Origin of the sequence: Actinophytocola algeriensis (assembly GCF_014203735.1) — a bacterium.
Taxonomy (GTDB): Bacteria; Actinomycetota; Actinomycetes; order Mycobacteriales; family Pseudonocardiaceae; genus Actinophytocola; species Actinophytocola algeriensis.
Window position 1 is genome coordinate 70699 of record NZ_JACHJQ010000012.1, and the last position, 25234, is coordinate 95932.

The 25234-nt window shown below is 70.6% G+C and carries 25 protein-coding genes; 21 read left to right on the plus strand and 4 right to left on the minus strand.

The window, feature by feature from the left end:
* Window positions 1-104 precede the first annotated feature (104 nt).
* Window positions 105-935: a hypothetical protein gene (locus tag FHR82_RS41750; protein ID WP_184816233.1), complete on the plus strand. Its 831-nt coding sequence runs from the start codon at window positions 105-107 to the stop codon at window positions 933-935.
* Here the strand turns inward: FHR82_RS41750 and FHR82_RS41755 are convergent, their stop codons facing one another.
* Complete coding sequence (locus FHR82_RS41755; protein ID WP_184816234.1) at window positions 936-1748, minus strand: SDR family NAD(P)-dependent oxidoreductase; 813 nt, start codon at window positions 1746-1748, stop codon at window positions 936-938.
* Between the two features lie 111 nt (window positions 1749-1859).
* On the opposite strand from FHR82_RS41755, the gene FHR82_RS41760 reads away from it, so the two are divergent.
* Complete coding sequence (locus tag FHR82_RS41760) at window positions 1860-2513, plus strand: winged helix-turn-helix transcriptional regulator (protein WP_184816235.1); 654 nt, start codon at window positions 1860-1862, stop codon at window positions 2511-2513.
* A 47-nt stretch (window positions 2514-2560) separates the two neighbouring features.
* Window positions 2561-2722: a hypothetical protein gene (locus FHR82_RS41765; RefSeq protein WP_184816236.1), complete on the plus strand. Its 162-nt coding sequence runs from the start codon at window positions 2561-2563 to the stop codon at window positions 2720-2722.
* Here the strand turns inward: FHR82_RS41765 and FHR82_RS41770 are convergent.
* The 3 genes from FHR82_RS41770 to FHR82_RS41780 all read right to left on the minus strand — a co-directional run bounded on the left by FHR82_RS41770 (window position 2715) and on the right by FHR82_RS41780 (window position 7401).
* A complete protein-coding gene (locus FHR82_RS41770; protein ID WP_184816237.1) occupies window positions 2715-4871 on the minus strand; it encodes a glycoside hydrolase family 3 N-terminal domain-containing protein in 2157 nt (718 codons plus the stop codon). The genes FHR82_RS41765 and FHR82_RS41770 overlap by 8 nt on opposite strands.
* Window positions 4872-4945: 74 nt before the next feature.
* Window positions 4946-5749, minus strand: a complete 804-nt coding sequence (locus tag FHR82_RS41775; protein ID WP_184816238.1) for a glycoside hydrolase family 16 protein — start codon at window positions 5747-5749, stop codon at window positions 4946-4948.
* Window positions 5750-5784: 35 nt separating this feature from the next.
* Complete coding sequence (locus FHR82_RS41780; RefSeq protein WP_184816239.1) at window positions 5785-7401, minus strand: extracellular solute-binding protein; 1617 nt, start codon at window positions 7399-7401, stop codon at window positions 5785-5787.
* A 222-nt stretch (window positions 7402-7623) separates the two neighbouring features.
* Here FHR82_RS41780 and FHR82_RS41785 point away from each other — a divergent pair, with 222 nt between their 5' ends.
* The 18 genes from FHR82_RS41785 (at window position 7624) to FHR82_RS41870 (ending at window position 25229) form a co-directional block, all read left to right on the plus strand.
* Window positions 7624-8697 (plus strand): LacI family DNA-binding transcriptional regulator, encoded by a 1074-nt coding sequence (locus FHR82_RS41785; RefSeq protein ID WP_184816240.1) that lies wholly within the window; start codon window positions 7624-7626, stop codon window positions 8695-8697.
* Window positions 8697-10298: an FAD-dependent oxidoreductase gene (locus tag FHR82_RS41790; protein WP_184816241.1), complete on the plus strand. Its 1602-nt coding sequence runs from the start codon at window positions 8697-8699 to the stop codon at window positions 10296-10298. The genes FHR82_RS41785 and FHR82_RS41790 overlap by 1 nt, the downstream gene beginning before the upstream one ends.
* 13 nt (window positions 10299-10311) lie before the next feature.
* On the plus strand, window positions 10312-11286 hold the full coding sequence (locus FHR82_RS41795; RefSeq protein WP_184816242.1) for an ABC transporter permease: 975 nt from the start codon (window positions 10312-10314) through the stop codon (window positions 11284-11286).
* Entirely contained in the window at window positions 11283-12152 is an 870-nt protein-coding gene (locus FHR82_RS41800) for a carbohydrate ABC transporter permease (protein ID WP_184816243.1), read from the plus strand. Before FHR82_RS41795 ends, FHR82_RS41800 begins: the two co-directional genes overlap by 4 nt.
* Window positions 12153-12351: 199 nt before the next feature.
* Complete coding sequence (locus FHR82_RS41805; RefSeq protein WP_184816244.1) at window positions 12352-12714, plus strand: Zn-ribbon domain-containing OB-fold protein; 363 nt, start codon at window positions 12352-12354, stop codon at window positions 12712-12714.
* Complete coding sequence (locus FHR82_RS41810; RefSeq protein ID WP_184816245.1) at window positions 12711-13841, plus strand: thiolase family protein; 1131 nt, start codon at window positions 12711-12713, stop codon at window positions 13839-13841. The genes FHR82_RS41805 and FHR82_RS41810 overlap by 4 nt, the downstream gene beginning before the upstream one ends.
* Entirely contained in the window at window positions 13838-15313 is a 1476-nt protein-coding gene (locus tag FHR82_RS41815; protein ID WP_184816246.1) for an AMP-binding protein, read from the plus strand. The genes FHR82_RS41810 and FHR82_RS41815 overlap by 4 nt, the downstream gene beginning before the upstream one ends.
* Window positions 15297-16877, plus strand: a complete 1581-nt coding sequence (locus tag FHR82_RS41820) for an AMP-binding protein (RefSeq protein WP_184816247.1) — start codon at window positions 15297-15299, stop codon at window positions 16875-16877. The genes FHR82_RS41815 and FHR82_RS41820 overlap by 17 nt, the downstream gene beginning before the upstream one ends.
* An 8-nt stretch (window positions 16878-16885) precedes the next feature.
* A complete protein-coding gene (locus FHR82_RS41825) occupies window positions 16886-17707 on the plus strand; it encodes an enoyl-CoA hydratase/isomerase family protein (protein ID WP_184816248.1) in 822 nt (273 codons plus the stop codon).
* Entirely contained in the window at window positions 17697-18155 is a 459-nt protein-coding gene (locus tag FHR82_RS41830; protein ID WP_184816249.1) for a MaoC family dehydratase, read from the plus strand. Before FHR82_RS41825 ends, FHR82_RS41830 begins: the two co-directional genes overlap by 11 nt.
* The gene (locus tag FHR82_RS41835) at window positions 18152-18994 is read left to right on the plus strand and encodes an HpcH/HpaI aldolase/citrate lyase family protein (protein WP_184816250.1); all 843 of its coding nucleotides are present in this window, start codon (window positions 18152-18154) and stop codon (window positions 18992-18994) included. The genes FHR82_RS41830 and FHR82_RS41835 overlap by 4 nt, the downstream gene beginning before the upstream one ends.
* Complete coding sequence (locus FHR82_RS41840) at window positions 18991-20385, plus strand: MmgE/PrpD family protein (protein ID WP_184816251.1); 1395 nt, start codon at window positions 18991-18993, stop codon at window positions 20383-20385. The genes FHR82_RS41835 and FHR82_RS41840 overlap by 4 nt, the downstream gene beginning before the upstream one ends.
* A gap of 41 nt (window positions 20386-20426) precedes the next feature.
* Window positions 20427-21092, plus strand: coding sequence for a GntR family transcriptional regulator (locus tag FHR82_RS41845; RefSeq protein ID WP_184816252.1), 666 nt, complete (start codon window positions 20427-20429; stop codon window positions 21090-21092).
* 10 nt (window positions 21093-21102) lie between these two features.
* Window positions 21103-21540: a GlcG/HbpS family heme-binding protein gene (locus tag FHR82_RS41850; RefSeq protein WP_184816253.1), complete on the plus strand. Its 438-nt coding sequence runs from the start codon at window positions 21103-21105 to the stop codon at window positions 21538-21540.
* Window positions 21541-21671: 131 nt separating this feature from the next.
* Window positions 21672-22532 carry an ABC transporter ATP-binding protein gene (locus FHR82_RS41855; protein ID WP_184816254.1) on the plus strand — a complete coding sequence of 287 codons (861 nt, stop codon included), beginning with the start codon at window positions 21672-21674 and terminating at the stop codon, window positions 22530-22532.
* 13 nt (window positions 22533-22545) lie between these two features.
* Window positions 22546-23577, plus strand: a complete 1032-nt coding sequence (locus FHR82_RS41860; RefSeq protein WP_184816255.1) for an ABC transporter substrate-binding protein — start codon at window positions 22546-22548, stop codon at window positions 23575-23577.
* Window positions 23578-23583: 6 nt separating this feature from the next.
* Entirely contained in the window at window positions 23584-24390 is an 807-nt protein-coding gene (locus FHR82_RS41865) for an ABC transporter permease (RefSeq protein ID WP_192772855.1), read from the plus strand.
* Entirely contained in the window at window positions 24375-25229 is an 855-nt protein-coding gene (locus tag FHR82_RS41870) for an ABC transporter permease (protein ID WP_184816257.1), read from the plus strand. The genes FHR82_RS41865 and FHR82_RS41870 overlap by 16 nt, the downstream gene beginning before the upstream one ends.
* Window positions 25230-25234 lie beyond the last annotated feature (5 nt).

Here is a 25234-nt window from a genome sequence, read left to right on the forward strand (position 1 = left end):
ACGGCTGAACGGGTCAGAGAAGTGCTCCCGTCTGCCGAACGCCCTTGGTACGAACAACACCGAGCCTTCCCGGACGGCGGGGAGCACCGCGTACTGTCGCCCGCATGCGTGGAATGTTCGTCACCGGCGCGCCGTCCGAGGACGACCGCGCCCGCACTCCGCTGCGGGTGCACAGCGCGGCGGGCCGGACCTTCGACGAGCTGACCGGCCAGACGCTGAACCCGACGATGCGCGGCTATGTGAACGACCTGGCTGCCCCGTACGGGCTGGCGGTGCGCGAGGACCTGATCGACCAGGGTGCCGGCCGTTCCTACGGCGAGATGTGCGTACCCCTGCTGGACGAACTGGTACCCGAGGACCGGCCTGCCGATCTGCTGGTACTGGCCACGGCGATCCCCGACGTCCGCTACGGCCGTTCCACCGCCACCTACCTGAGCTGGCACTGCGCTGGTGCCCCCCTGGGGTTCACGGTCTGCGATCAGGGACTCCTGGCCGCGTTCACCGCACTGCACCTGGTGGAGGCCTACGCACACACCGGCGCGTGCGGGCGAGCCGTGCTCCTGGTGGCAGAACAGCCGACCGTCTACCACGAACTCCCCGTACCCACCCCGCTACCGGACCGCGCGGCGGCGGTAGGCGTGGTCCTCGAACCGAACGGCACCCGCTCGGTCCGACGCCACATGAAGATCGCGGAACACGACGTGGGTGCGGTGCTGTCCCGGTTCTCCGGGACCGTACTGGCCGGCGCGGGCCTGGCGGGGTCGGCACCGGCGAGTTCCTTGGTGTGCCAGGAGAACCAGCCGTTGACCGGTATCTGGCTGGAGTTGGCGCGACGGCTGCCCGAGTGGAGGGGAAGCGGGGAACAGGTGGTGCTGGCGGAGTACGACCCGGCACTGGGCCACCTGTTCACCGCGACCCTCCGCTTCGACGCCTGATCAGTCGACGAGCGCGCCCGCGGACAGGTTGGCGATCGTCCCGGTCATGGTCCCCACCCGGTCCGAAGCCAGGAACGCGGCCGTCTCCGCTATGTCCGACAGCGTGGGCAGTCTCTTCAGAAGCGTCCCCTGCGCCATCGCCCCGCCGTCGAGCAACTCCTCGACCGACTGCCCGGCCGCCGCCGCGGCGTTGGTGAAGAGTTCCTTGGTGTAGGACCCCGCTGCCGGCCCGTCGACGACGGCATGGGGACGGATCCCGATGACCCGGATGTTCGCGGGCGCCAGTTCCGCGGCCAGGATCCGGGAGAAGGCTTCCTTGCCCGCCGCGCTGACGCCGTGCCCCAGGATGCCGCCGACGGCCAGTTTGGCGCCCGGCTCGGACAACGTCAGGATCACGCCGGGGCGCCCGCGCCCCATGTGCCGGGCCACGGCCTTGCTCGTGACGAACAGCGTCCGCAGAAATCCGTCGATCGGCCGCATGAACTCCTCGAGTGAGAGGTCGGCCAGCAAGGTCCCCTGATCGTGCATGACGCTCACGGCGTTGAGGGCGATGTCGATTCCGCCTGCCGCGGCCGCGACGGCGTCCGCGTGCTCCTCGACCGCGTGCTGATCGGCCACGTCGACCTGCGCGATCTCGACCTTCCCTCCTGCGTCGGCGATGTCACGCGCCACGACGTCGAGCGCGGCCCGCGTCCGCCCTGCGATGAACACCCGCGCGCCTTCCCGGGCGAACACCCGCGCGACCGCCCCGCCGATCGCGCCTCCACCGCCGTAGATCACCGCGTTCTTGCCCTCGAGCAGCAGTCCGCTCATGTGTGTCCTCCAAGAGAAGCCCGACCATGTGAGCGAAAGAGTAACCACGTTTGATTGTTAAAAACAACTAGCCGCTGTGGTAGTTTAGGACCGAACGAGAGAGGAGTGGTCGTGCCCACCAACCGCAGCTACCGCGACTCGTGCGGGATCGCCAGGGCCCTCGACGTCGTCGGTGAGCGATGGGCGCTGCTGGTCGTGCGCGAGCTGCTGTTGGCGCCGCAACGTTTCTCCGAGCTGCGGCACGCCCTGCCCCACGTGAGCTCGAACCTGCTGGCGGACCGGCTCCGGGAACTGGAACACCGCGGAGTGGTCCACCGCGGCGAGGCCTACGAACTGACCGACTGGGGCCGGAAACTGGAACCGATCGTCCGAGCCCTCGGCGACTGGGGGATCGACGCCCCGCAACCCCCGGAGCCGACCGCGCTGAGCGCCACGTCGGTGCTGATCTTCCTCGAAGGAGCCGCCCGCCCCGACCCCGCGGCACCACCCACGACCTACCGCCTCGAGCTGGACGGCCGGGTGTGGACGGTCCACCTGGCCTCCGGCCGCGCCGAGGTACGCCCGGGCGAGCCCCCAACGGCGGACGTCTCGCTCCGCACAGACCCCAAGACCCTCAGCGCCCTGCTGTCCGACCCGGCCACCCTCGACACCGCTCGCACCGACGGCAGCGTCGCGGTGGTGGGAGACGTGTCGGCCATCAGCCATCTGCTGCACGCGGTCACCGACCCGTGGCCCGCCGGCGACCAGTTGAATATGTCGCAATAAACGGTCACCCGAACGAGCGCCTTGCCTCCTGGATCCGGATCGCGTACGTGGATGCGCTGACCGAGGCGCGTTTCGACGATGTCCTCAGGAACCGGCTCGAGGCGCTGTACGCGACGTTGCCGCAGGGACCGGTCCACACGCGACTCACCGACGTGGTCGAGCAGGCCCACCACGAGTACCGCAAGCGTGGCCGGCCTGGTGTCACGTGATCGTCAGCGTACGGCTGGTGGTGTCCGCCGAGCTGGTGCCGGTGTGGATGTCGATCTCACCCGGCTCCACCACGAAGCGGCCGTTCGGGTCGCCGGTCCAGAAGCCGAGGTCGTCGGCGCCGAGGGAGAAACGCACGACCGTGGCCTCGCCCGCCGCCAGGTGGACGCGGCGGAAGCCGCGGAGCCTGCGCACCGGTTGCACGATGCTCGCCGCGCGGTCGTGCACGTACAGCTGGACGACCTCGTCGCCTGCGCGGTCGCCCGTGTTGCGCAGGGCCACCGTGACCTCGACCGTGCCGCCGTCGCGCAGGGCGGCCGCCTCGACCCGTTCCTGGCTCAGTTCCGGGGCCACCACGGCGAAACCGGTGTAGCTCAGGCCGTGGCCGAACGGGAACCGGGGCCCGTCGGCGAGGTCGAGGTACGCCGACACGAACGGGTTGTCCGGCCGCGCGGGGTCGTAGGGGCGGCCGGTGTTCTCCCGGTTGTGGTAGATCGGCACCTGCCCGACCGTGCGCGGGAACGTGACCGGGAGCTTGCCGCCGGGGTTGACGGCTCCGGTCAGGACGTCGGCGATCGCGTTGCCAGCTTCGATGCCCGGGTGCCAGGCCATGAGCAGCGACGGCACGGTGTCCATCCACGCACCCGTCAGCGGCCTGCCGCCCACCAGGACCACGGCGTACGGCTTGCCGGTCGCGGCGATGGCGGCGATCAGCTCCTCCTGCGCGCCGGGCAGGTCCAGGTCGGAACGGGTGGCCGCCTCACCGCTGAGCGCCGACGGTTCACCGGCGACGACGATCGTCACGTCGGCGGCCATGGCGGCGTCGACCGCAGCCGGGACGTCCTCAGCGCAGGTGATCCGCGCGTTCGGCAGCGCCGTCTCGAGCGCCTGGCGGACGGTGCCCGCCGGGAAGCGGCGCTGGGTCTCGCCGAGCACCCACGTGCCCAGCAGGTCGGTCGAGTCGGCGAACGGGCCGACCACGGCAACGGCCGAGATCGCCGGGTCGAGGGGGAGCACCGCCGGTGAGTTCTTCAGCAGCACCGTGCACCTGGCCGCCACGTCCCGTGCCGCTGCCCGCGCGTCGGGTGTGGGCTCCGTGACCACCGCGTCGAGGTCCACGTACGGCCGGTCGAACAACCCCAGCCGGAACTTCAGCCGCAACACGCGGGTGACCGCGTCGTCCAGCCGTTCCTCGCTGATCGCACCGCGCGCCAGCAACTCGGCGCCGTGCGCGACGAGGCTGGTGCTCGCCATCTCCACGTCCACCCCGGCGGTCAAGGCCAGCCTGGCCGCGTCGGCGCGGTCGGCGGCGAAGCCGTGGACGACCAGCTCGTCGATCGCGGCCCAGTCACTGACCACGACACCGTCGAAGCCCCACTGCGTCTTGAGGATGTCGGTCAGCGTGTGGGTGTTGCCGTGCGCGGGCACGCCACTGACGGTGTTGAAGGCGGCCATGACGGTCGCCGCGCCCGCGTCGACGGCGGCCAGGAACGGCGGCAGGTAGAGGTTGCGCAGCCGCTGCTCCGACACGTCCACGGTGTTGTAGTCGCGCCCGCCTTCCGCGCCGCCGTACGCGGCGAAGTGCTTGGCGCAGGCCGCGACGCGGTCGGGAGCGGAGAGTGAGGACAGCGACGCGCCCTGGTAGCCGCGGACCTTGGCGGCCGCGTAGCGCGCGGTCAGGTACGGGTCTTCGCCGTGGCTCTCCGCGATGCGGCCCCAGCGCGGCTCGTGGGTGACGTCCATCATCGGCGAGAACGCCCAGTGGATCCCGTCGGACCGGGCCTCGCGGGCGGACACGGCGCCGTCGGTCTCGGTGACGGCCGGGTCGAACGCGGCGGCCTGGGCCAGCGGGATGGGGAAGGTCGTCCAGTAGCCGTGGATGACGTCGAGCCCGTAGAGCAGCGGGATGCCGAGCCGGGACTCCTCGACGGCGATGCGCTGCAGCGCGTTGGCGTTCTCCGCGCCCATCAGGTTGAGCACGGACCCGACCCGGCCCGCGCGGGCGGCGGACTCGACGTCCTCGGTGCCGGGCCCGCCGGGTCCGGTGTTGAAACCCCAGGCCAGATGCTGGAGCTGCCCGAGTTTCTCCATCGGCGTCATGCGGCCGAGCAGCTCCTTGATCGCGGCGTCGTGGTGGTCGGCGCTGCTCATGCCGGTGGGTTCCTCTCCGAGCGGTCTTCTGGCTGGCCGGTGGCACGCCGCCGGGGCGTGCCACCGGCGGGTGGTCAGCCGAGGGCGGCGTCCTGGTACACCCTCACATAATCGATCTTGAACTGTTGCGGGAACTGCACACTCGCGTCGGGGTGCCCGATCCACGAGGCACCCACCGCGGTGTTCATGATGATGTGCATCGGCCTGTCGAAGTAGGCGCCGGTCGGCGCGAACTGGCAGGTCTGCTGCCCGTCGACGTAGTAGGTCAGCTTCGGCCCTGGCTCCCAGATGAGGCTGTAGGTGTGGTAGTCCGCCGACAGGTTCACCGGGCTCGCGTACTGGCAGCCCTGGTTGGCGCCGAGGTCCGTGCCGTTCGGGGTGTCGGCGTAGTGCAGCGCGTGGTGCACCTTCGTCGGGTCGTTCCACAGCTCGGCGAAGTCGATCTCGTTGCCGCCCGGACCCGGCCAGTTGCCGGTGACGTCACCCTGGAGCCACAGCGCGGGCCAGATGCCCTTGCCCATCACCGGCATCTTCGCCCGCACCTCGATCTTGCCGTAGGTGAACGAGTACCGGCCCTTCGTCCACACCATGCCCGACGTGTACGGCTTGCTGCCGTACTGCCGCTTCTCCGTGGTCAGCACGAGGTTGCTGCTCGCGGTGGTGACGGCGAACGACGTGTACGCCTGGTCGGAACCGGGGGACAGCAGACCCTCGATCACACCCCACTTCTGGTGGTCGAGCGTGTCGAACGTGTCGCCCCAGACGAACTGCCAGTCGTAGGCGGTCTGGTCCGCGGCCGCACTTCCCGCGGTCACCGGCAACGTGGCCGCGGTCAGCACGCAGGCGGCCGCGAGCAGTCGCCGTAATCGTTTGTGCATCACTCTCTCCTTCGCTGGACGGGTGAAGCCGAGCGCTACTGCTGTGCGTGTGCCTTCTCGAACTCGCCACGGACCTGGTCGCCGCCGTTCTGCTTCCACTGGCGCACGACGTCCGCCCAGCCCGACACCGGCTGGTTGCCGCGGACGATCTCGCTGCGGGCGTTGTTCAGCGCCTTCGACAGCACCGAACCCTTGCTCGCGTTGACCGGTGAGTACAGGCCGACGGTCGGGTCCGGTACCAACAGCGGCGCCACCTCCTTGTGGAACGCGTACTGCTTGTCCACCACGGTCCGGTCGCCGGGCCCGAGGATCGCCGGCTGGTCGACGAGGTACTGCATGGGGATCTTGACGTTCGTCTCGCCGGTACCGGTGAGGGCGGGAAGTCCGGCACTCATCGTGTGGTCGACACCGTCGACGCCGAACTTGCGGAACAGGTGCTCGGTGGTGCCGAACGGCGCCGCCATCCAGTTCGCGATCGCGAGCAGCTGCCGGACGCGCTTCTCGTCGCCCTTCTTGATGCCGGTGACCGCGAAGCTGCCCTTGCCGGTGAAGTGCCTGCCGTCCCCGCCGCCGTCCTGGGCGGGGGCGAGCAGGCCGCCGACGTCGATGCCCGGGTAGGTGCCGAGCAGGATGTCCCACGCCGCGTAGCCGTCGACCTTCATGGCGATCTTGCCGGTGCCGAACCAGTCGCGGCCCTGCTGGAAGGTCGCGCTGAACGTGTCCGGGTGGAACAGTCCCTTCTCGACCATCGCGACGAGCGCGGCGAGCGCCTCGGTGTACTCCTCGGTCTCGACGGCGTTGGTGAACTTCCCGTTCTTCTCGGCCCAGCCGTTGGGCACCCCGAACGACTCGAGCAGGAACAGCAGCGCGCCGCCGCCACCGAGACCGGTGTCGCCGAGCGCCCACCGCCCGGCCTTCGCGTCGGTCAGTCCCTGGCACAGCTCGACGAACTCGGCGTGGTTCGCGGGCTTGGGGTTCAACGACCGGGCCGCGACCAGGTCGTCGCGGACGAACATGATCTCGCCGATGCTCGCGCGTGGCGTCGGCAGGCCGTGGATGCCACCGTTGGCGATCATCGGCCGCCAGCAGAACTCCGGGATGTTGGCCAGGAACGGGTACTCCTTGACCGCGTCACCCGACAGGTACGGCGTCAGGTCGGCGAACTTGGCGCGCAGCACGCCGGGCAGGTCGGGCGTCCAGGACGGCAGCATCACCATGTCGGGCAGGTCCCCGCCGGCGATGGTCGCGGTGACCTTGGTGCTGTAGTCGCTGTCCGGGACCATGTTGAACGCGAGGTCCGCGCCGATCCGGTCGTTGAGCGCCTGCCAGTACGCGTTGCCGGACAGCGGCGGCGGTACCGGGGTGAAGGTGTCGACCAGGATCGACACCTTGCCCGCGCCGGCACCGGGCTTGTCCTTGATCGCGGTGACGAGGTTCTCCGGGTACCGGTAGAAGCCCGGCAGCAGGTGCTCGCCGGCGGGCAGGTCCGGGGTCACCCCGGCGTAGGGGACGTGGGTCGGCAGCTTGACGCGGGCGTTGGCCGCCGCGGTGTTGGCGGCGCCGCCACCACCGCCGCAGGCCGAGAGGAACGACGTCGATGCGGCCGCGAGGGTCATCGCGCCCATGCCGCGCAACAGGGCGCGGCGGCTCACAACTCTGTGCTGGGTCACGGCGAGGACTTCCGTTCTCGGAAAGGCTTGGGGGCTTGTGATGATGCGCATCATCACGATGGTGTCGGACTGTAGATCGGGGTGAATCCCGTGTCAATACCAAGCAAAAGCACTGTGTACGAGGATGTGGTTGACCTGGAGAACATCGTCTGGCTACTCTCCGGACGTCAACAGATAATGCGCAATATCAAGGTGGGAGCAACGGTGAAGGCGTCCGAACGGCCGAAGAAGCGGCCGACGCAGGCCGACGTCGCGCGGCTGGCGAGCGTGTCGCCCGCGGTCGTGTCCGCGGTCGTGAACGGCCGCGACGGCTCGAACGGGGTCCGGGTCGGCGACCGGACCGCCGCGCGGGTCGAGGAGGCCATCCGCCAGCTCGGGTACGTGCCGAACGTGGCCGCCAGGAGCCTGGCCCGCGGCCGCAACGGGATCATCGGCGTGTTCACGTACGAGGCCCTGTTCCCGATGCAGGCCATGAGCTACTACCACCCGTTCCTGGTCGGCGTGGAGGAGGCGGTCGAGGAGCTCGACTGCCACTTGCTGCTGTTCACCGGGTCGCACACCGACGACCGCCGCCGCTCGATCTACAAGAACGGCACCAACTCGCTGCAGGTCGCCGACGGCTCCGTCCTCATCGGACAGTCGGAGGACCGCGACGAGCTGGCCGCGCTGGTCCGCGACGGGTATCCGGCGGTGTTCATCGGTCGCCGGGAGCTGCCGGGCGCGGAGGTGTCCTACGCGGCGGCCGACTACGGCACGGCCACCCGCCAGCTCGTCGAGCGGATCAGCGGGCTGGGACACCGCGGGATCGCCCGGCTGCGCGGCGGGTCGAACCACGAGTCGATCCTCGACCGCGACGCCGGTTTCGCGGCCGCGCGGGAACTGCTCGGCGACCGGGTCGACACCACGGAGGTGTTCGTTCCGCCGCGTGCCGAGTCCATCGCGGCGGTCGTGCCCGGCCTGGTCGAACAGGGCTACACCTGCATCGTCACCGACGACCGGGAGCGGGCGGGCGACGTGTGCGCCGCCGCGACGGCACTGGGGCTGTCGGTGCCTGCCGACCTCTCGGTCGCCGCGCTCAGTGAGTACTCCTACGTCGACAACGCCGTCGAACGCTGGGACATCACCACCATCACGACGCCGGGCCGGGAGATGGGCGCCGCGGCGGTGCGGCTGCTGGCCGACCTGCTGGACAACCCCGCCGACCGCTCGCCGCGCCGGGTCGTCATCGACTGCGGCTTCCACGCCGGCGCCACCCTGACCGCACCACAAGGAGCCTGATGTACGAAGAGACCTGCGACATCCTCGTCGTCGGCGGTGGCCTCGGCGGTGTCGCCGCCGCGCTGGCCGCGCTGCGGCTGGGCCGCACCGTCGTCCTCACCGAGGAGACCGACTGGCTCGGCGGTCAGCTGACCTCGCAGGCGGTGCCACCCGACGAGCACCCGTGGATCGAGCAGTTCGGGTGCACCGCGACCTACCGGCGGCTGCGCGACCTCATCCGCGACTACTACCGCCGCGCGTACCCGCTGACCGAACAGGCGGCGGCGACGGTCAACCTCAACCCCGGCAAGGGTCACGTCAGCCGGATCTGCCACGAGCCGAGGGTCGCGGTCGCGGCGATCGAGGAGATGCTCGCGCCCTACCGGTCGAGCAGGCAGCTGCGGATCCTGCCGCGGCACCGGCCCGTCGCCGCCGAGGTCGACGGCGACCGCGTCACCGCGGTGCGGCTGCTCGACACCGGCAGTGGCAACGAGCTGACCGTGTCCGCGTCGTACATCCTCGACGCCACCGAGATGGGGGAGCTGCTGGAGCTGGCGGGCGTCGAGCACGTCGTCGGTTCGGAGAGCCGCGACGACACCGGCGAGCCGCACGCCGTCGAGGGCCCGGCCCAGCCGATGGACCAGCAGTCGTTCACGTTCTGCTTCGCGCTCGACCACCGGCCCGGCGAGGACCACACCATCGACCGGCCGGCGACCTACGACTTCTGGCGCTCCTACGCGCCGGACTTCTGGCCCGCGCCGCTGCTCAGCTGGCGGCAGGTCGCCCCGGAGACGCTCCAGCCGTACACGAAGCGGGTCTTCGAACCGGACGAGGACTTCGACCTGTGGCGGTTCCGCCGGATCCTGCACAAGCCGCACCTCGACGACTCCTACGACGGCGGCGACATCACGCTGGTCAACTGGCAGCAGGTCGACTACTGGCTCGGGCCGCTCATCGGCGTGGCCGACGCGGAACGCGACCGGCACCTCGAGGGCGCCAAGCAGCTCAGCCTGTCCTTTCTGTACTGGATGCAGACCGAGGCGCCCAACCACCTCGGTGGCACCGGCCACCCGGGGCTGCGGCTGCGCCACGACGTCACCGACACCGCAGACGGGCTCGCCAAGTACCCCTACATCCGCGAGTCCCGCCGCATCCGGGCCGAGTTCACCGTGTCCGAACTGCACGTCGGCGTGGCGGCTCGCGGTTCACTGCTGGGTGCCGAGGAGTTCCGCGACAGCGTCGGCATCGGCAGCTACCGCATCGACCTGCACCCGTCGACCGGCGGGCCTGCCGGGCCGCGCCAGTACGTGGACGTGGCGAGCTGGCCGTTCCAGATCCCGCTCGGCGCACTGCTGCCGGTCCGGGTCGAGAACCTGTTGCCCGCCAACAAGAACATCGGCACCACCCACATCTCCAACGGCTGCTACCGGCTGCACCCGGTCGAGTGGAACATCGGCGAGGCCGCCGGCGCACTCGCCGCGCACTGCCTCGACACGGGCGCGGTGCCGCGCCAGGTGCGGGCCGACGCGGCCCGGCTCGAGTCCTACCAGGACACACTGACCGACCTCGGTGTCGAGCTGGCCTGGCCCGCCGAGGTCCGCACCCAGAAGAAGTACAACTGACCGGGAGCCGATGATGGCTGTGCTGAGCAGACCGCGCGGGGTGGTCGAGACGCTGCCCACCCGGCCCGCGCCGCGCCGGGTGGGCCGAGGGCGGCGGCTGCGCCGGGACTGGCTGCTGCTCGTGTGCGCGGTGCCAGGGCTGGTGTGGCTGCTGGTGTTCCACTACGCGCCGCTGCTGGGCAACGTCATCGCGTTCAAGGACTACCAGCCCTACGTGGGGATCGCGGACGCGCCGTGGGTGGGGTTCGACAACTTCTCGATCATCGTCAACGGGGACCCCGCCTTCCTCAACGCCCTGGTCAACACGCTGGTCATCTCACTCCTGCAGCTGCTGTTCGTGTTCCCCATCCCGATCGCGCTGGCGCTGCTGCTCAACTCGCTGGTGTCGGAGCGGATGAAGCGGACGGTGCAGTCCATCCTGTACCTGCCGCACTTCCTGTCCTGGGTGATCATCGTCGCGATCTTCCAGCACATGCTGGGCAACACCGGTCTGCTCAACGGTTTCCTGACCGAGCACGACCTCGGCAGCGTGAGCATCATCGGCAACCCGGAGCTGTTCAAGGAGCTCGTCGTCGCCCAGGTGGTCTGGAAGGACACCGGCTGGGGCATGATCCTGTTCCTCGCCGCGATGTCGCGGATCGACCCGGAGCTGTACGAGGCGGCCGCGGTCGACGGTGCGTCCCGGCTGCGCCAGGTGTGGCACGTGACGCTGCCGGGCATCAAGTCGGTCGTCGCGCTCCTGCTGATCCTGCGACTCGGCGACGTGCTCTCCGTCGGTTTCGAGCAGATCCTGTTGCAGCAGAACGCGGTCGGCCCGACGGCGTCGGAGGTGCTCGACACCTACGTGTTCAACAACGCGGTCGGCGCCGGCTCGTGGGGCGCGTCCGCCGCCGCCGGACTGGTCAAGGGAGTCGTCGGCGTGGCGCTCGTGCTGGGTGCGAACAAGGTGGCGCACCTGTTCGGTGAGCGGGGGGTGTACCAGCGATGAGTGTTGCCCTGACCCCGGCCCGCCCGGCGACCCGGGCGGCCAAGGGCCTGGTCCTGACGGTGTGCTGTCTGGTGGTGATCCTGCCGTTCCTCGCGGTGGTCTCCACCAGCCTCGCCGACGAGAGCCAGGTCGCGGCGGCAGGCGGGTACGTCCTGTGGCCGGAACGGCCGAGCTTCTACGCCTACGAGGCCATCTTCGACGGCGGCGTGGTGACGCGGGCGCTGCTGGTGTCCGTGGGCGTCACCGTCGTCGGCGCGTCGCTCTCGTTGGCGTGCACCGCGCTGCTGGCGTACGGGCTGTCCCGGCCGGGCAGCTTCGGCAGCAGGCCGATCCTGATGGTCGTGCTGTTCAGCGTCCTGTTCTCGCCGGGCATCATCCCGATGTACCTGACGGTCAAGGAGCTGGGCCTGCTGGACAGCTACTGGGCGCTGATCCTGTCGGCGCTGATCAACGGGTTCAACGTGATCGTGATGCGCGCGTTCTTCCTCGAGCTGCCCCAGGAACTCCTCGACGCGGCGAAGATCGACGGTGCCAGCGAGCTGACCATCCTCGTCCGGATCGTCCTGCCGCTGTCGAAGGCGGTCGTGGCGGTGATCGGCCTGTTCTACGCCGTGGCGTACTGGAACAACTTCTTCTCCGCCCTGCTCTACATCACGGACAACTCCAAGTACCCGCTGTCGCTGATCCTCCGCACCTACGTGGTCGACAACGCCACCATCGGCACCGGCGACGCGACCCAGGTGCCGCCACAGCAGTCCCTCCAGATGGCGATGCTCGTGGTCAGCATCCTGCCGATCCTGCTGGTGTACCCGTTCCTGCAGAAGCACTTCGCGAAGGGCATCATGATCGGCGCGGTCAAGGGCTGACCCGCGGCTGCGAGTTCGTATATCAGACAGTGAGCACGCTGTAGCGGATGCCGACAGGCATCGATCGCCTAGGTGACGCATTGTGCCTGGTCAGTGTCCATGACCATGCGGTACAGGTCCCGTTCGGACAGTGAGATTGACGCGAGGCCTTGTGTTCTCTCGAGCCTCCCTAATATATTTCACGCCAACGGAGGTGCTCATGGACGTGCAGCCAGTCGTTGCCGAACCGGACCCGCGGGTTCGGGTGGCGGGTGAGGGTGACGGCCTCCTGCTGCTCGGTGTGCGGTGTGCCGGGTGTGGGCTCGCCGCGGTCGAACCAGTCCTGCGGTGCGGTGCCTGCGGTGGCGACACCGAGCCGACCTCCCTGCGCCCCAACGGAAACGTGTGGTCCTGGACGGTTGTGGGGGTCGGGCCGGACCGGGGCACCGCCTTCGCGTACGTCGATCTCGATGACGGGCCTCGGGTGCTCGTCCGGCTCGGCGAAGGCACGCCGCGGGTGGTCGGGACGCGGGTGCGCGTACGGGGCACGACGCCCGACGGAGATCTGGAGGCCGGTGCGTGAACCCGCGGATATACGGAGTCGGCAGCAGCCTGTTCGGCCGGCAGCCGGGCACCGAGGTCGCTGAGCTCGCCGCCCGCGCCGGGCTCGACGCCCTTCGTGACGCCGGGACCGACCAGGTCGACGCCGTGTACGTCGGCACCGTGTTCGGGGAGATGGGCGCCGCGCAGCGGGCCACGCACCGGCTCGGGTTGCACGGGGTGCCGGTCATCCGGGTCGAGAACGCCTGCGCCAGCGCCACGACCGCGCTGCACGAGGCCACCGCCGCCGTCGCGGCCGGGCGGTACCGGACCGTGCTCGCGCTGGGTGTCGAGCACATGTCGCGCCTGCCCAGGGGCCCGTTGCCGACCGAGCCGCGGGACCCGCACGGCCGCGCCGGGTTGTTGCTGCCCGCCATGTACGCGATGGCGGCCACCCGCTACCTGGAAACCACGCCGTTGACCCGCGAGGACCTCGCCGCCGTCGCCGTCAAGAACCACGGCAACGCGCTCGCCAACCCGCTCGCCGAGTTCGGGGCCCGACTCACCGAGGACGAGGTGCTCGCCTCGAAGTCCATCGCCGAGCCGTTGACGCTGCACCAGTGTTCACCGATCTCCGACGGGGCCGCCGCCGCGGTCGTCGGGGCCGGCAGGGGACATGAGCGGGACGTCGAGATCGCGGCGTCCGAGCTGCGGTCGGGTGGGTTGTGGGACAGCCGGTCTCCGCACGTGTGGGGCTTCGACATCGTCCGTGACACCGCACGCGCCGCCTACCTCGCCGCGGGCATCGCGGCGCACGACGTGGACCTCGTCGAGTGCCACGACGCCTTCACCATCGGTGAGGTCACGACGACCGAGTCGCTCGGGCTCGCCGAGCCGGGGGAGGGTTACCGGCTCGTCCGCGACGGGGTGACCGCCGTGGACGGCAAGACCCCGGTCAACCCGTCCGGCGGGCTGCTCGGGCGTGGCCACCCGCTGGGCGCTACGGGCCTCGCCCAGGTGTACGAGGTCGTCACCCAGCTGCGGCACGAAGCGGGGGAGCGGCAGGTCGCGCACGCCCGCACCGGTGTCGTCGAGACCATGGGCGGCGGCGTCACCGGCATCGACGGCAACGCGTGCGTCGTACTCGTGCTGCGGGGGAGGGACCGGTGAACCTCGCGACCCTGTCGCACCGCAACGCCCGCCGCACGCCGGACCGCCTGGCGATCGCCCAGGGCGGCCTGCGGGTCACCTACTCCGAGCTGTCCGACCGCGTCGCCCGCCTCGCCGGGCTCCTGCACGCGCGGGGTGTGCGGCCCGGTGACCGCGTCGGCATCCTGCAGCACAACGGGATCGCGCTGCTGGAGTCGCTGCTCGCCTGCTTCCACGGCGGGTTCGCTGCGGTCCCGGTGAACGCCCGCAGCACCCCGCACGAGGTCGGCGTGATCGCCGAGGACTCCGCCGCGGCCGCGTGGCTCATCACCGCCGAGTACGCCGGGCACGTCGACGGCGCCGTCCTCGATGGACAGCCACCGGACGTGGAACCGTTGCCACAGCACGACTCCCGGGCCGACGACCCGGCGTGGATCTTCTACACCTCCGGCACCACCGGCCGCCCCAAGGGGGCGGTGCTCAGCCACCGGAACCTGGCCGCGATGGTCCTGGCGTACCTCGCCGACGTGCGTGACCTCGACGGCAGTGCGACAGTCCTGCACGCCGCCCCGCTCACCCACGGGTCCGGGCTGTACGCGCTGCCCGCCATTGCCAAGGGCGCGACCCAGCTGATCACCGCGTCCCGCAGCTACGACCCCGCCGAGGTGCTCGGGATCGTCGAGACCGAACGGGTCACCGACATCGCGTTCCTCGCGCCGACCATGGTCAACCGGCTCGTGCGTGCGCAGCAGGAGTACCCGCGCGACACCACCTCCCTGGTGAACGTCGTCTACGGCGGCGCTCCCATGTACCCCACCGACATCGCCCGCGCGCTGGAGGTGTTCGGACCGGTGTTCTCCCAGATCTACGGGCAGGCCGAGGCACCCGTCACGATCACGACGCTGCACCGCACCGAGCACAGCGCGGAGCGGTACGGCACCGTCGGTCACGCCTACACGTCCGTCGAGGTGGGCGTCCGCGACGGTGACACCGTCACCGACTACGGCGACGGCGAGATCGTGGTCCGCGGGGACGTCGTGATGACCGGCTACTGGCGGAACCCGGACGCCACGGCGAAGTCCATCGTGGACGGTTGGCTGCGGACCGGGGATATCGGCCGGATCTCCGCTGACGGCACGGTCCGGCTGCTCGACCGGGACAAGGACGTGGTCATCAGCGGCGGCGCCAACATCTACCCGCGTGAGGTCGAGGAGGTCATCCTGACCCACCCGGACGTCCGCGAGGTCGCGGTGGTCGGCGCACCGGACGCCGAGTGGGGCGAGCGGCTCGTCGCGGCGATCGTCGCCGAGGACGGCGCCGACCGGGCCGCGCTGTCCGAGCAGGTCGAGAAGCTCTGCCGGGAACGCCTGTCCGGCTACAAGGTCCCGCGCGACATCGAGTGGATGTCGCAGCTGCCCAAGAGCCCCTACGGCAAGGTTCTCAAGCGCGAGCTTCGGAACCGGTACTGGAGTGGTCGTGACAGTGTCATCTGAGCGGGTCGGCTGGCCGGCCGACGTCGACGCGCGCGTGCCAGCGGGCTACGCGATCGCGCACGCCGCGTGCGACCGCTGGGCGGCGGACCCCACCCGCCGCGCGCTGCTCGACCTGAGCGCCGGTGCCCCGAGGTGGTGGACCTTCGCCGACGTGCGCGACGCCTCCGGCAGGCTCGCCAACGCTCTGGCCGCACACGGGGTCCGGTTCGGTGACCGGGTCGCGATCGCACTGCCGCAGAGCGCGGACGCCGCGCTCGCGCACCTCGCCGTCTACCGGCTCGGCGCGGTCGCGGTGCCGATTAGCCTCATGCACCGCGAGGAGGCCATCGCGCAGCGGCTGTCGGACAGCGGGGCGACGGTCGCGATCACCACCGCCGAGCACTGGGCGGCGTTCGTGGCGGGCAGCGCGGTCGCCGACGGAGTCACGTGGCTGCGCACCGGCACCCCCGAGTTCACCGCGATGACGACCACCGGGTCGGTCACGACCCCGGCCGCGCCGATCGCCGAGGAGACCCCGGCCGTCATCGTCTACACCTCCGGCACCACCGGCACCCCCAAGGGTGTCGTGCACGCGCACCGCGTCGTCGCCGCGCACGCCGCACCGATCTCCCTCGCCCACGACGGGTTCCCGCACGCGGGTGATCTGCTGTGGAGCCCCGCCGACTGGGCGTGGGCCGGTGGCCTGATCGACTGCCTGCTCTCGGCGTGGCACGCGGGCGTGCCGATCGTCGCGCACCGCGCACGCAGGTTCGACCCCGACGAGGTCCTGGATCTCATCGCGCGCCACGGGATCCGCAACGCCTTCCTGCCCGCCACCGCGCTGCGGCTGCTGCGCCGGTCGGACAAGAAGGCGACGTTGCGCACCATCATGACCGGGGGCGAACCGGTCGACGAGGACATCGTCGCCTGGGCCACCGCCGAACTGGGCGCCACCCCGAACGTCGTGTTCGGGCAGACCGAGGCGTCGTGCGTCGTCGGCAACTCGCACTCCGTGCTGCCACAACGTCCCGGCGCGCTCGGTGTCGCGTACCCCGGTGCCGAGGTCGCGGTCCTCGACCCCGACGGCACCGCCGAGTGCGCGCCGGACGAGCTCGGCGAGATCGCCGTCCGCGCCGACAGCCCGGCCGTCATGCTCGGCTACTGGCGGCGGGAGGCCGACACCGCGGCCAAGATCGTCGACGGCTGGCTGCGCACCGGTGACCTCGGCCGCCGCGACGCCGACGGCTACTTCTGGTTCACCGCCAGGGCCGACGACCTGATCATCTCCAGTGGCTACCGCATCGGCCCGGTCGAGATCGAGAGCTGCCTGCAGCAGGACCCGAGGGTCGCCGAGGTCGCCGTGGTCGGGCGGGACGACGCCGAACGCGGGCAGGTCGTGTGTGCGCTGGTGGTGCCGAAGGACGGCGTCGAACGCTCCGGCGCGCTGGCGGACGAGCTGCGTGACCGGGTGCGCGGACGGCTCGCCACCTACGAGGTGCCGAGGGTCGTCGAGTTCCTCGACGCGCTGCCGCGCACCACCACCGGCAAGGTCCAGCGCTCCGCCATCCGGCGGGCAGGGGAGTGAGGGCAGACATGGGGATTCCCCGGGAGTGGGAGACGATCGACGTCGACATCGCCGACTCGATCGCGACCGTGACGCTCAACCGGCCGGACCGGATGAACGTCATGAACCTGACCATGCGCGACGAGCTGGTCGCGTGCTTCGACCACTTGCGCACCGCCGTCGACAAGGTCCGCGTCGTCGTCATCACCGGTGCGGGCGACGCGTTCTGCGCAGGCGGGGACGTCAACGACTTCGACGGCACCCCGGCCGAGGACCTGCACGACCTCATGCGGCTCCGCAGCCACCGCTGGTTCCAGGGCCTGTGGTCGTTGCCGCAGCCCACGATCGCGGCGGTCAACGGCACCGCGGCGGGCGGTGGGGCGAACCTGGTGCTCGCCACCGACCTCGCGATCGCGTCGGACCGCGCGCGGTTCGGCGAGACGTTCATCCGCGTCGGCCTGATGCCCGACCTCGGCGGCCTGTACCTGCTGCCGCGGCTCGTGGGGCTGCGCAAGGCGAAGGAGCTGTGCTTCTCCGGAGAGCTGATCCCGGCGGAGCAGCTCGCCGAGCTGGGCCTGGTGTCCCGCGTCGTGCCACACGACGACCTGTACGCCGAGACCATGAAGCTCGCGCAGGACCTCGCCGGCAAACCGCGCCACACCCTGGCACTCACCAAGATGGTGCTCAACCGGGCCACCGAGCAGTCCATGGAAGAGGTGCTGCTCAACGAGCTCCTCGGCCAGTCCTACCTGTTCGGCACCCGCGACCAGCGGGACGCGCTCGGCGCGTTTCTCCACCCGTCCCCGAAGGCGTCCACACTGGACGGGAAGGCGGCCGACGGTGACCGGTAGGCACCTGGAGGAGTTCGCGGTCGGCGACGTGTACGTGCACGTGCCGTCCAGGACCGTCACCGAGACGGACAACGTGCTGTTCTCCACGATGACGATGAACCCGCAGCCGCTGCACCTGGACGCGGAGTTCGCCCGCACCACCGAGCACGGCAAGCCGGTCGTGAACGGCATGTTCACGCTCGCACTGATGATGGGGCTGACCGTGCACGACACGACGCTCGGCACCACGCTGGGCAACCTCGGCTTCTCCCGGATCGACTTCCACCGCCCGGTGTTCGCCGGTGACACCCTCACCGCCGAGACCGAGGTGGTGAGCGTGCGGCCGTCGAGGTCCAAGCCGGACCGCGGGATCGTCGAGTTCGAGCACCGCGCCCGCAACCAGCACGGCGAGCTGCTGATCACGTGCCGCCGCGCGGGCATGATCCTGCGGAAGGAGGTGGCGGCGTGACCCCCGCCCGCTCCTGGCTGTACGTCCCGGCGCACGACGAACGCAAGATCGCGAAGGCCCGCACCGCCGGTGCCGACGCGGTGATCCTCGACCTCGAGGACGGGACTCCGGCCGACAGCAAGGAGATCGCGCGTGACCTCGTCGCGCGGGAGCTGGCCGACCGGCCGGGACCGGCGCGGTACTGGGTGCGGATCAACGCCGTCGAACCCGGCACGGGCTGGCAGGACGACCTCGCCACCGCTCGCACCGCGCACGGGGTCGTGATCCCCAAGGTGTCGCGGCCCGACCAGGTGCACGCGGTGCATGATCGCTCCGGTGACCTCGAGCTGGCGCCGATCGTCACCGAGAACGCCGCCGGGGTGCTCGCGATGGAACGGACGCTCACCGCCGCGCCGACCGTGCGCACCGCCTTCTGGGGCGCCGAAGACCTCCGGGCCGACCTCGGTGCCCGCGCCAACCGCGACGACCGGGGCGAGCTGCTGGACGTGTTCCGCGTGGTGCGGTCGCTGTTCCTGGTGCAGTGCGCGGCCGCCGGGGTCGCCGCCGTGGACACGCCGTGCCTGGACATCCGCGACCTGGCGGCGGTCGCCACCGACAGCCGCGCCGCGTACCTGCTGGGTTTCGCCGGCAAGCAGGTGATCCACCCGGCGCACGTGCGCGGGGTGAACGCGGGCTTCCTGCCCACACCGGAGGAGGTCGCCGCCGCGCAGGAGGTGGTCGCCGCGTTCGGCGACCGCGACGGCGGCGCCTACCGGGTGGCCGGCGCGATGGTCGACCAACCCCACCTGCGCAGCGCGAAGCTCGTGCTGGCCAGGGCAACCGAGGCGGGAGAACGATGACGGACAACACGGCGGTCGAGATCGCCGGGCACCTCGCGTCCGTGCGGGACGCCGACCTGCCCGAGAGCGCCGTCAGTGCCGCGCACACGTGCATGGTCGACACGTTCTCCGTGCTGACCGCGGGCGCCGACACCGACGTGATCCGCCGGGTGCTGCCGGTGATCCGGGCCTGGGGCGGCGCCGAGCAGTCGACCGTGTGGGGGACGGGGGAGCGGGTCCCGGACCACTCCGCGGTGTTCGCGAACGCGGCGATGGTGCACCAGTACGACTTCGACGACACCCACGACACCGCCGTCTGCCACCCGACCGGTGCGTCGCTCACCGCCGCGCTCGCGGTCGCCGAGGCCGAGGGCGGGGTCAGTGGCGAGCTGCTCACCCGTGCCGTGGTCGCGGGCAACGACCTGACCTGCCGGATCGCGGGTGCCATCGACGGTGGCCTGTGGGACTTCCCATGGGTGCGCGCGCCCGTCGCCGGGATCTTCGGCGCCACCGCCGCGGCCGGGGTCGTGCTGGGCCTGTCCGCCGAACAGATGCACGCCGCGCTCGGGCTCGCCTTGCCGCAGGCGGCCGGCACGCTCGAGTCGGTGACCGGCCACAAGTCCATGGTGCGGTCGATCCGCGACGGCCTGGCGTACAAGGACGCGATCGTCGCGGCCCGCCTCGCCCAGGCCGGGGTGCGTGGCGACGACCGGGTGTTCGACGGTCCGTACGGCCTGTACGGCGCGTACTTCGACGGGAAGTACTCGCCGGAACGGCTCACCGACGGGCTGGGCACCCGGTACGAGGGCGACGGCGTGTCGCTCAAGCCGTGGCCGAGCTGCCGCCACACCCACGCCACGCTCACCGCCTATCTCGACGCGCTGGCCTCGCCCGGCTTCGCGACCGCGCGGGTCGAGTCCGTGACGGCGTTCGTCGGCACCGGGAACCTGCGGCTCTGCGAGGGGAAACCCTGGCCCGCCAACCACATCGACGCGCTGTGCCACCTGCCGTTCGTGCTCGCCGTCGCCACGGTGCACCGCGAGGTGCCGTTGCGCGCGTTCGAGCAGGAGGGGCGCGAGGACCCGGCGGTGCGGGACGCGGCCGCCCGGGTGCGGTGGGAACACGACCCCGCGCACGACCGGCTCGGCACGATCGAGCCTGGCCGGGTGCGTGTCGTGTTCACCGACGGCCGCGTCGCGGAGACCGTCGCGGAACGCGGTCTCGGCCACCCCGAGAACCCGTTGTCCGCTGAGCAGCAACGCCGCAAGTGGCAGGACTGCGCAACGCACGGCGCGCCGAAACTCGGGGGCGCGAGGGCGGACGCGCTGTACGACGCCATCCGGCGGGTGCCGGAGATGGCCGACGTCCGCGAACTCGGAGAGGAGGTCCGTCGTGCCGTAGCAGACCAGTAACATCCTGAATTTCAGCGCTGTCGAGACAGGGAGTGGTCCACGTGCCGGAGCGGAACGCGTTCGCGGCGACACTGCGAGACCGGATCGCGCAGCAGCTGCGCGACCAGATCCTCAGTGGTGTGCTGCCCAACAACTCCAAGATCGGCATCGACGAGCTGGCCACCCAGTTCGGCAGCAGTCGCACGCCGGTCCGCGAGGCGCTGATCGAGCTGTCGCACCAGGGACTCGTCGAGATCGTGCCGCGCAGGGGCGCGACGGTCACCGGCATGTCCGTCGACACCGTCCGGGACAACTTCAACGTCTTCGGCGGCCTGTCCGGGCTGGCGGCCGAGTGGACGACCATGCGGGCGAACACCGAGGTGACCGCGCGGCTGCGCGCGATCATCGACGAGGCAGGGCCGGACATGACGGCCGAGCAGCTGATCGAGAACAACTGGCGACTGCACCGGGAGATCAACCGCAACTGCGGTTCCGACCGGCTCATCGCGATGATCGGCCAGCTGTCCTCGACCATGCCGGCCAGCTACTTCAACCTGATCCCCGAACAGGTCCAGATCAGCCTGCGTGAGCACGCGGACCTGGTCAACGCCATCGCTCGCGGCGACGCGGCCGGTGCGCGCTTCCTCGCCGAACACCACCTTCGGCAGGCAGGAGAACAGATGGTGCAGCGCATCGAGAACACCGCGCGGGACACGGCGGCGTCATGACGGCGGAGACATGACCGGGCAGGCGGCCCGCCGGGCCGAGCCGGCACTGGACGACGACGCCGCGGCACTGCTCGCGGCGAAGGCGGTCGAGTTGGCCAAGGCGTCCGGGTTGCGGGTGGCGGCGGTCGTGGTCGACGCCGCGGGACAGGTCGTCGCCGTGCGGCGGCAGGCCGACTCGTACCCGACCACGTACCACATCGCGCTCGCGAAGGCCTTCACGTCGGCCAACTTCGGCCGGGAGTCCGGCGAGATGGGCAGGCTCCTGGCCGGTGTCGAACGCGGGATCCACATCACGCAGGCCGACGACCGCCTGCTGTTCATCGACGGCGGTTGCGCGCTGGTACGCGATGGCGTGCTCGTGGGCGGGATCGGCGTCAGCGGCGCGTCCGCGGACGAGGACCTCGCGTGCGCGCGCGGTGCCGTCGAACACTGGGTGACCAGCCGCTGACCTGCGGCTGAGCACGTCAGGTCAACGGAGTCACGTAGCGGTATCGATCTTCCGGCGCTCTTGTCGGGAGCGGTGGCCGCGGGATAGGCATAAAAAATATCAGCAACGCTTCAGTGGGAGGCGGTCAGCTCATGTCCCGAGCGCACGCGACGACAACCGCACCGACGACGCCCGGCCAGGTCAGCCTGACCGGGTTCGGGCAGTGGTTCCGCAGCGGTTCCGGTGCCCGCTGGGCGACCCGCGACGTCAGCCTGGACATCCCGGCCGGGCAGTTCGTCTCGGTCGTCGGCCCCTCCGGGTGCGGCAAGAGCACGCTGCTCAACGCGATCGCCGGGCTGCGCAAGCCGTCCGCGGGCCAGGTCTCGATCGACGGCCACCCGGTGTCCGGTGTGGACCGCGGGGTCGGCTACCTGTTCCAGCGGGACGCGTTGCTGCCGTGGCGGTCCGTGCTGTCCAACGTGATGCTGCCGCTCACCTACCGCGGTGTGTCCAAAAAGGAGGCGGCGCGCCGCGCCCACGCCTGGATCACCCGGGTCGGGCTGTCGGGTTACGAGGACCACTACCCCCACCAGCTCTCCGGTGGCATGCGCAAGCGGGTCGCGCTCGCGGCCGTGTTCGTCTACGAACCCCGGGTACTGCTGATGGACGAGCCGTTCAGCGCACTGGACGTGCAGACCCGCAACCTCATGGAGAACGAGCTCCTCGACATCTGGCACGAGACGCGCCCGACCGTCCTGTTCGTCACCCACGACCTGGAGGAGGCCCTCGGCCTGTCCGACCGGGTGGTGGTGTTCACCGCCGGCCCCGGCCGGATCAAGTCCGACTACCCGGTGTCGCTGCCGCGGCCTCGGCTGTTGACCGAGATCCGCTTCGACCCCGCCTTCCAGGAGCAGTACGAGACCTTGTGGAACGACCTTCGCAGCGAGGTCATGACCGCCTACGAGGCGGAAGCGGGCTCCGCAGGGGGAGCCACCACCCAGTCATCTCAATGAGGAGAACCTGACCATGAACACGAGATTCCGGGCCGGGCGCGTGGTCGCCGCGGTCTGTGCGGTCGCCCTCGCGGCCACCGCCTGCGGGAGCGCCGACGGCGACGCCGACGGCGAGGTGCCGCCCACGGTCACGATCGGCATCGGCGGCGCGGGCGTCATCGCCTACGCGGCCACGTACGTCGCGCAGCACGAGGGCTTCCTCGACGAGGAGCTGGAGAAGATCGGCAGCAAGCCGGAGTACGTCGACCTGGAGGGGTCCGTGCAGGCGGTGCAGGCACTCGCGACCGAGGAGGTCGACTTCGTCACCAGCGTGTCGTCGGCCGGGCTCGCGGCGGTGGCCGAGGGTGCCGAGGTCACCGAGGTGTCGCAGTTCCTCACCACCGACATGGTGTTCCTGACCGCGACACCCGGACTGCCCACTTCGGACAGTGACCCGTCGGCGATCGTCGAGGGCCGCAAGTGGGGCATCCCCGGGTTCGGCTCGACCGCGCACCTCACCGCGTTGTCCGCGCTGGTGAAGTGGGGCTACAAGCCGGGCGACGTCGAGTTCGTGCCGATCGGGCACGTCGCGTCGTCCGCCGCCGCGGTCGAGCAGAAGCTCGCCGACTACTACTGGCTCGGCACGGTCGCCGAGGGCCTGGTCGCCGACGGCACGGTCGACCTGGTGCTCGACTTCTTCGACCCGGCGGTGACCGAGAAGTACTACGGCGGCGGGTACGCCACGGCGGGCCTGTTCGCGCTGCCGACGTACCTGTCGGACCAACCCGAGGTCGGCAAGGCGGTCGTCACCGCGCACACCCGCGCGATGGCGGCGATCAGTGCGAAGAAGGACGACCCTGCCGCGGTGATGGCGATGCTGCCGGAGGACCTGCGCGGCGACTCCACCGTCGCGCTGCTGGCGCGGGTGCTGCCCGGCTACTCCGCGGACGGCACGGTCGACGAGGCCGCGATCGAGCGCGTGGTCGAGGCGAGCAAGGCCGGTGAGCTGATGTCGGCCGACGCCGAGGTCGACGCCGCCTCCTTCGCCAACAACGACTACCGGTAGGCGATCATGGTGACGCGAACCGACGAACCGCCCACCCCTACCGCCGAGCCGGAGGTGAAGCGGGCACCTCGGAACTGGCCGTGGCAGCTGCTGGTGTTCGCCGCCTTCGTGGGGGTGTGGCACCTGGGAGTCCACGCCGGACTGCTTTCCCGCCGGTCGTTCGCGGAACCCGCCCAGGTGTTCACGTGGATGTGGGACTGGCACAGCTCGGGTGCCAGCCTCCCGCACCTCGGCTTCACGCTGTCCGCGGCAGGCATGGGTTACCTCGCCGGCATCGTGCTCGGCGCCTCGGTGGCGGCGCTCTTCGTGTTCGTGCCGTTCCTCGGCCGGGTGTTCAACCCGTTCATGGCGCTCGTGAACGGCATTCCCAAGATCGTGCTCGCACCGCTGCTCGTGCTGGTGTTCGGACTCGGCTTGGAGTCCAAAGTGGCCACCGCGGCGCTGCTCGTGTTCTTCGCGTCGTTCTTCAACTTCTCCGGCGGGCTGCGCAGCGTCAACCGGGTGCTGATCGACAACACGAAGTCGATGGGTGCGTCCCGGTCGCAGATGGCGACGTCGCTGTACCTGCCCGCGATGGTGGCGTGGACGATCTCGACGCTGCGGGTCGGCATCGCCTTCGCGCTGCTCGGCGTGGTGGTCGGCGAGTTCGTCGGCGCCAGTGAGGGCATCGGCTGGAACATCAAGCTCGCGGGTGAGCTGAACCAGCCGGAGCGGCTGCTCGGCGCGCTCATCACCCTCGGCCTGGTCGCGGCCGTGGTCGACCGTGTCCTCGTGGTCGTCGAACGGAGGTTCTCGCAATGGAAGCTCGCGTGATCACGACGTCCCGGCCGGTGCCGCCCGCCGACCCGGCCGTGCCCGCCACGGAGCTGGCGGGGCTGCGCAGGCGGGAGCGGATCGTCACATCGTTGGTGTGGCTGTGCCGCGCGCTGGTGGTCGTCGTGCCGCTGGCGCTGTGGCAGTACCTGTCGGACGAACGCATCATCCCGCGGTTCCTGTTCTCCTCGCCGGAGGCGGTGTGGGAACGGCTGGTGGAGTGGACCCTCGACGGGACGATCCTGTCGAACGCGTCGTTCACGCTGATGAACGCGTTCCTGGGGTACTTCCTGGGCCTGTTCATCGGCGTGGCGCTGGCCGTGCTGTTCACCGTTTCTCCGCGCCTCGGCGGCATCTTCATCCCGTTCCTCACGATGATCAACGCGATCCCGCGCATCGCGTTCGCGCCGCTGCTGGTGGCGTGGTTCGGCTTCGGCCTGGCGTCGAACATCGCGCTGGTCGTGCTGGTGATCGTGTTCGTGAACTTCTTCGCCGCCTACGGTGGACTGTCCGCTGTGGACGAGGGAAACCTGTTGTGGGCCAAGGCGCTGGGTGCCTCCCAGTGGCAGGTGTGGACGACGGTCCGCCTGCCCGCGATCGGCGTGTGGGTGCTCAGCTCGCTGCGCATGTGCATCGGCCTCGCCCTGTCCGCCGCGATCGTGTCGGAGTTCGTCGGCGGTGCCCGCGGGATCGGTTACCTGGCGTCGTCGTCGACCAACACGTTCAAGAGCGCGGGTGTGTACGCCGCCATCACCGTGACGATCGTGGTGGCGGGCCTGCTCGACGTGTTCCTGAGAATGGCCGAGCGGCGGATGTCCCAGTGGTCCGCCCACGTGTGATTGGA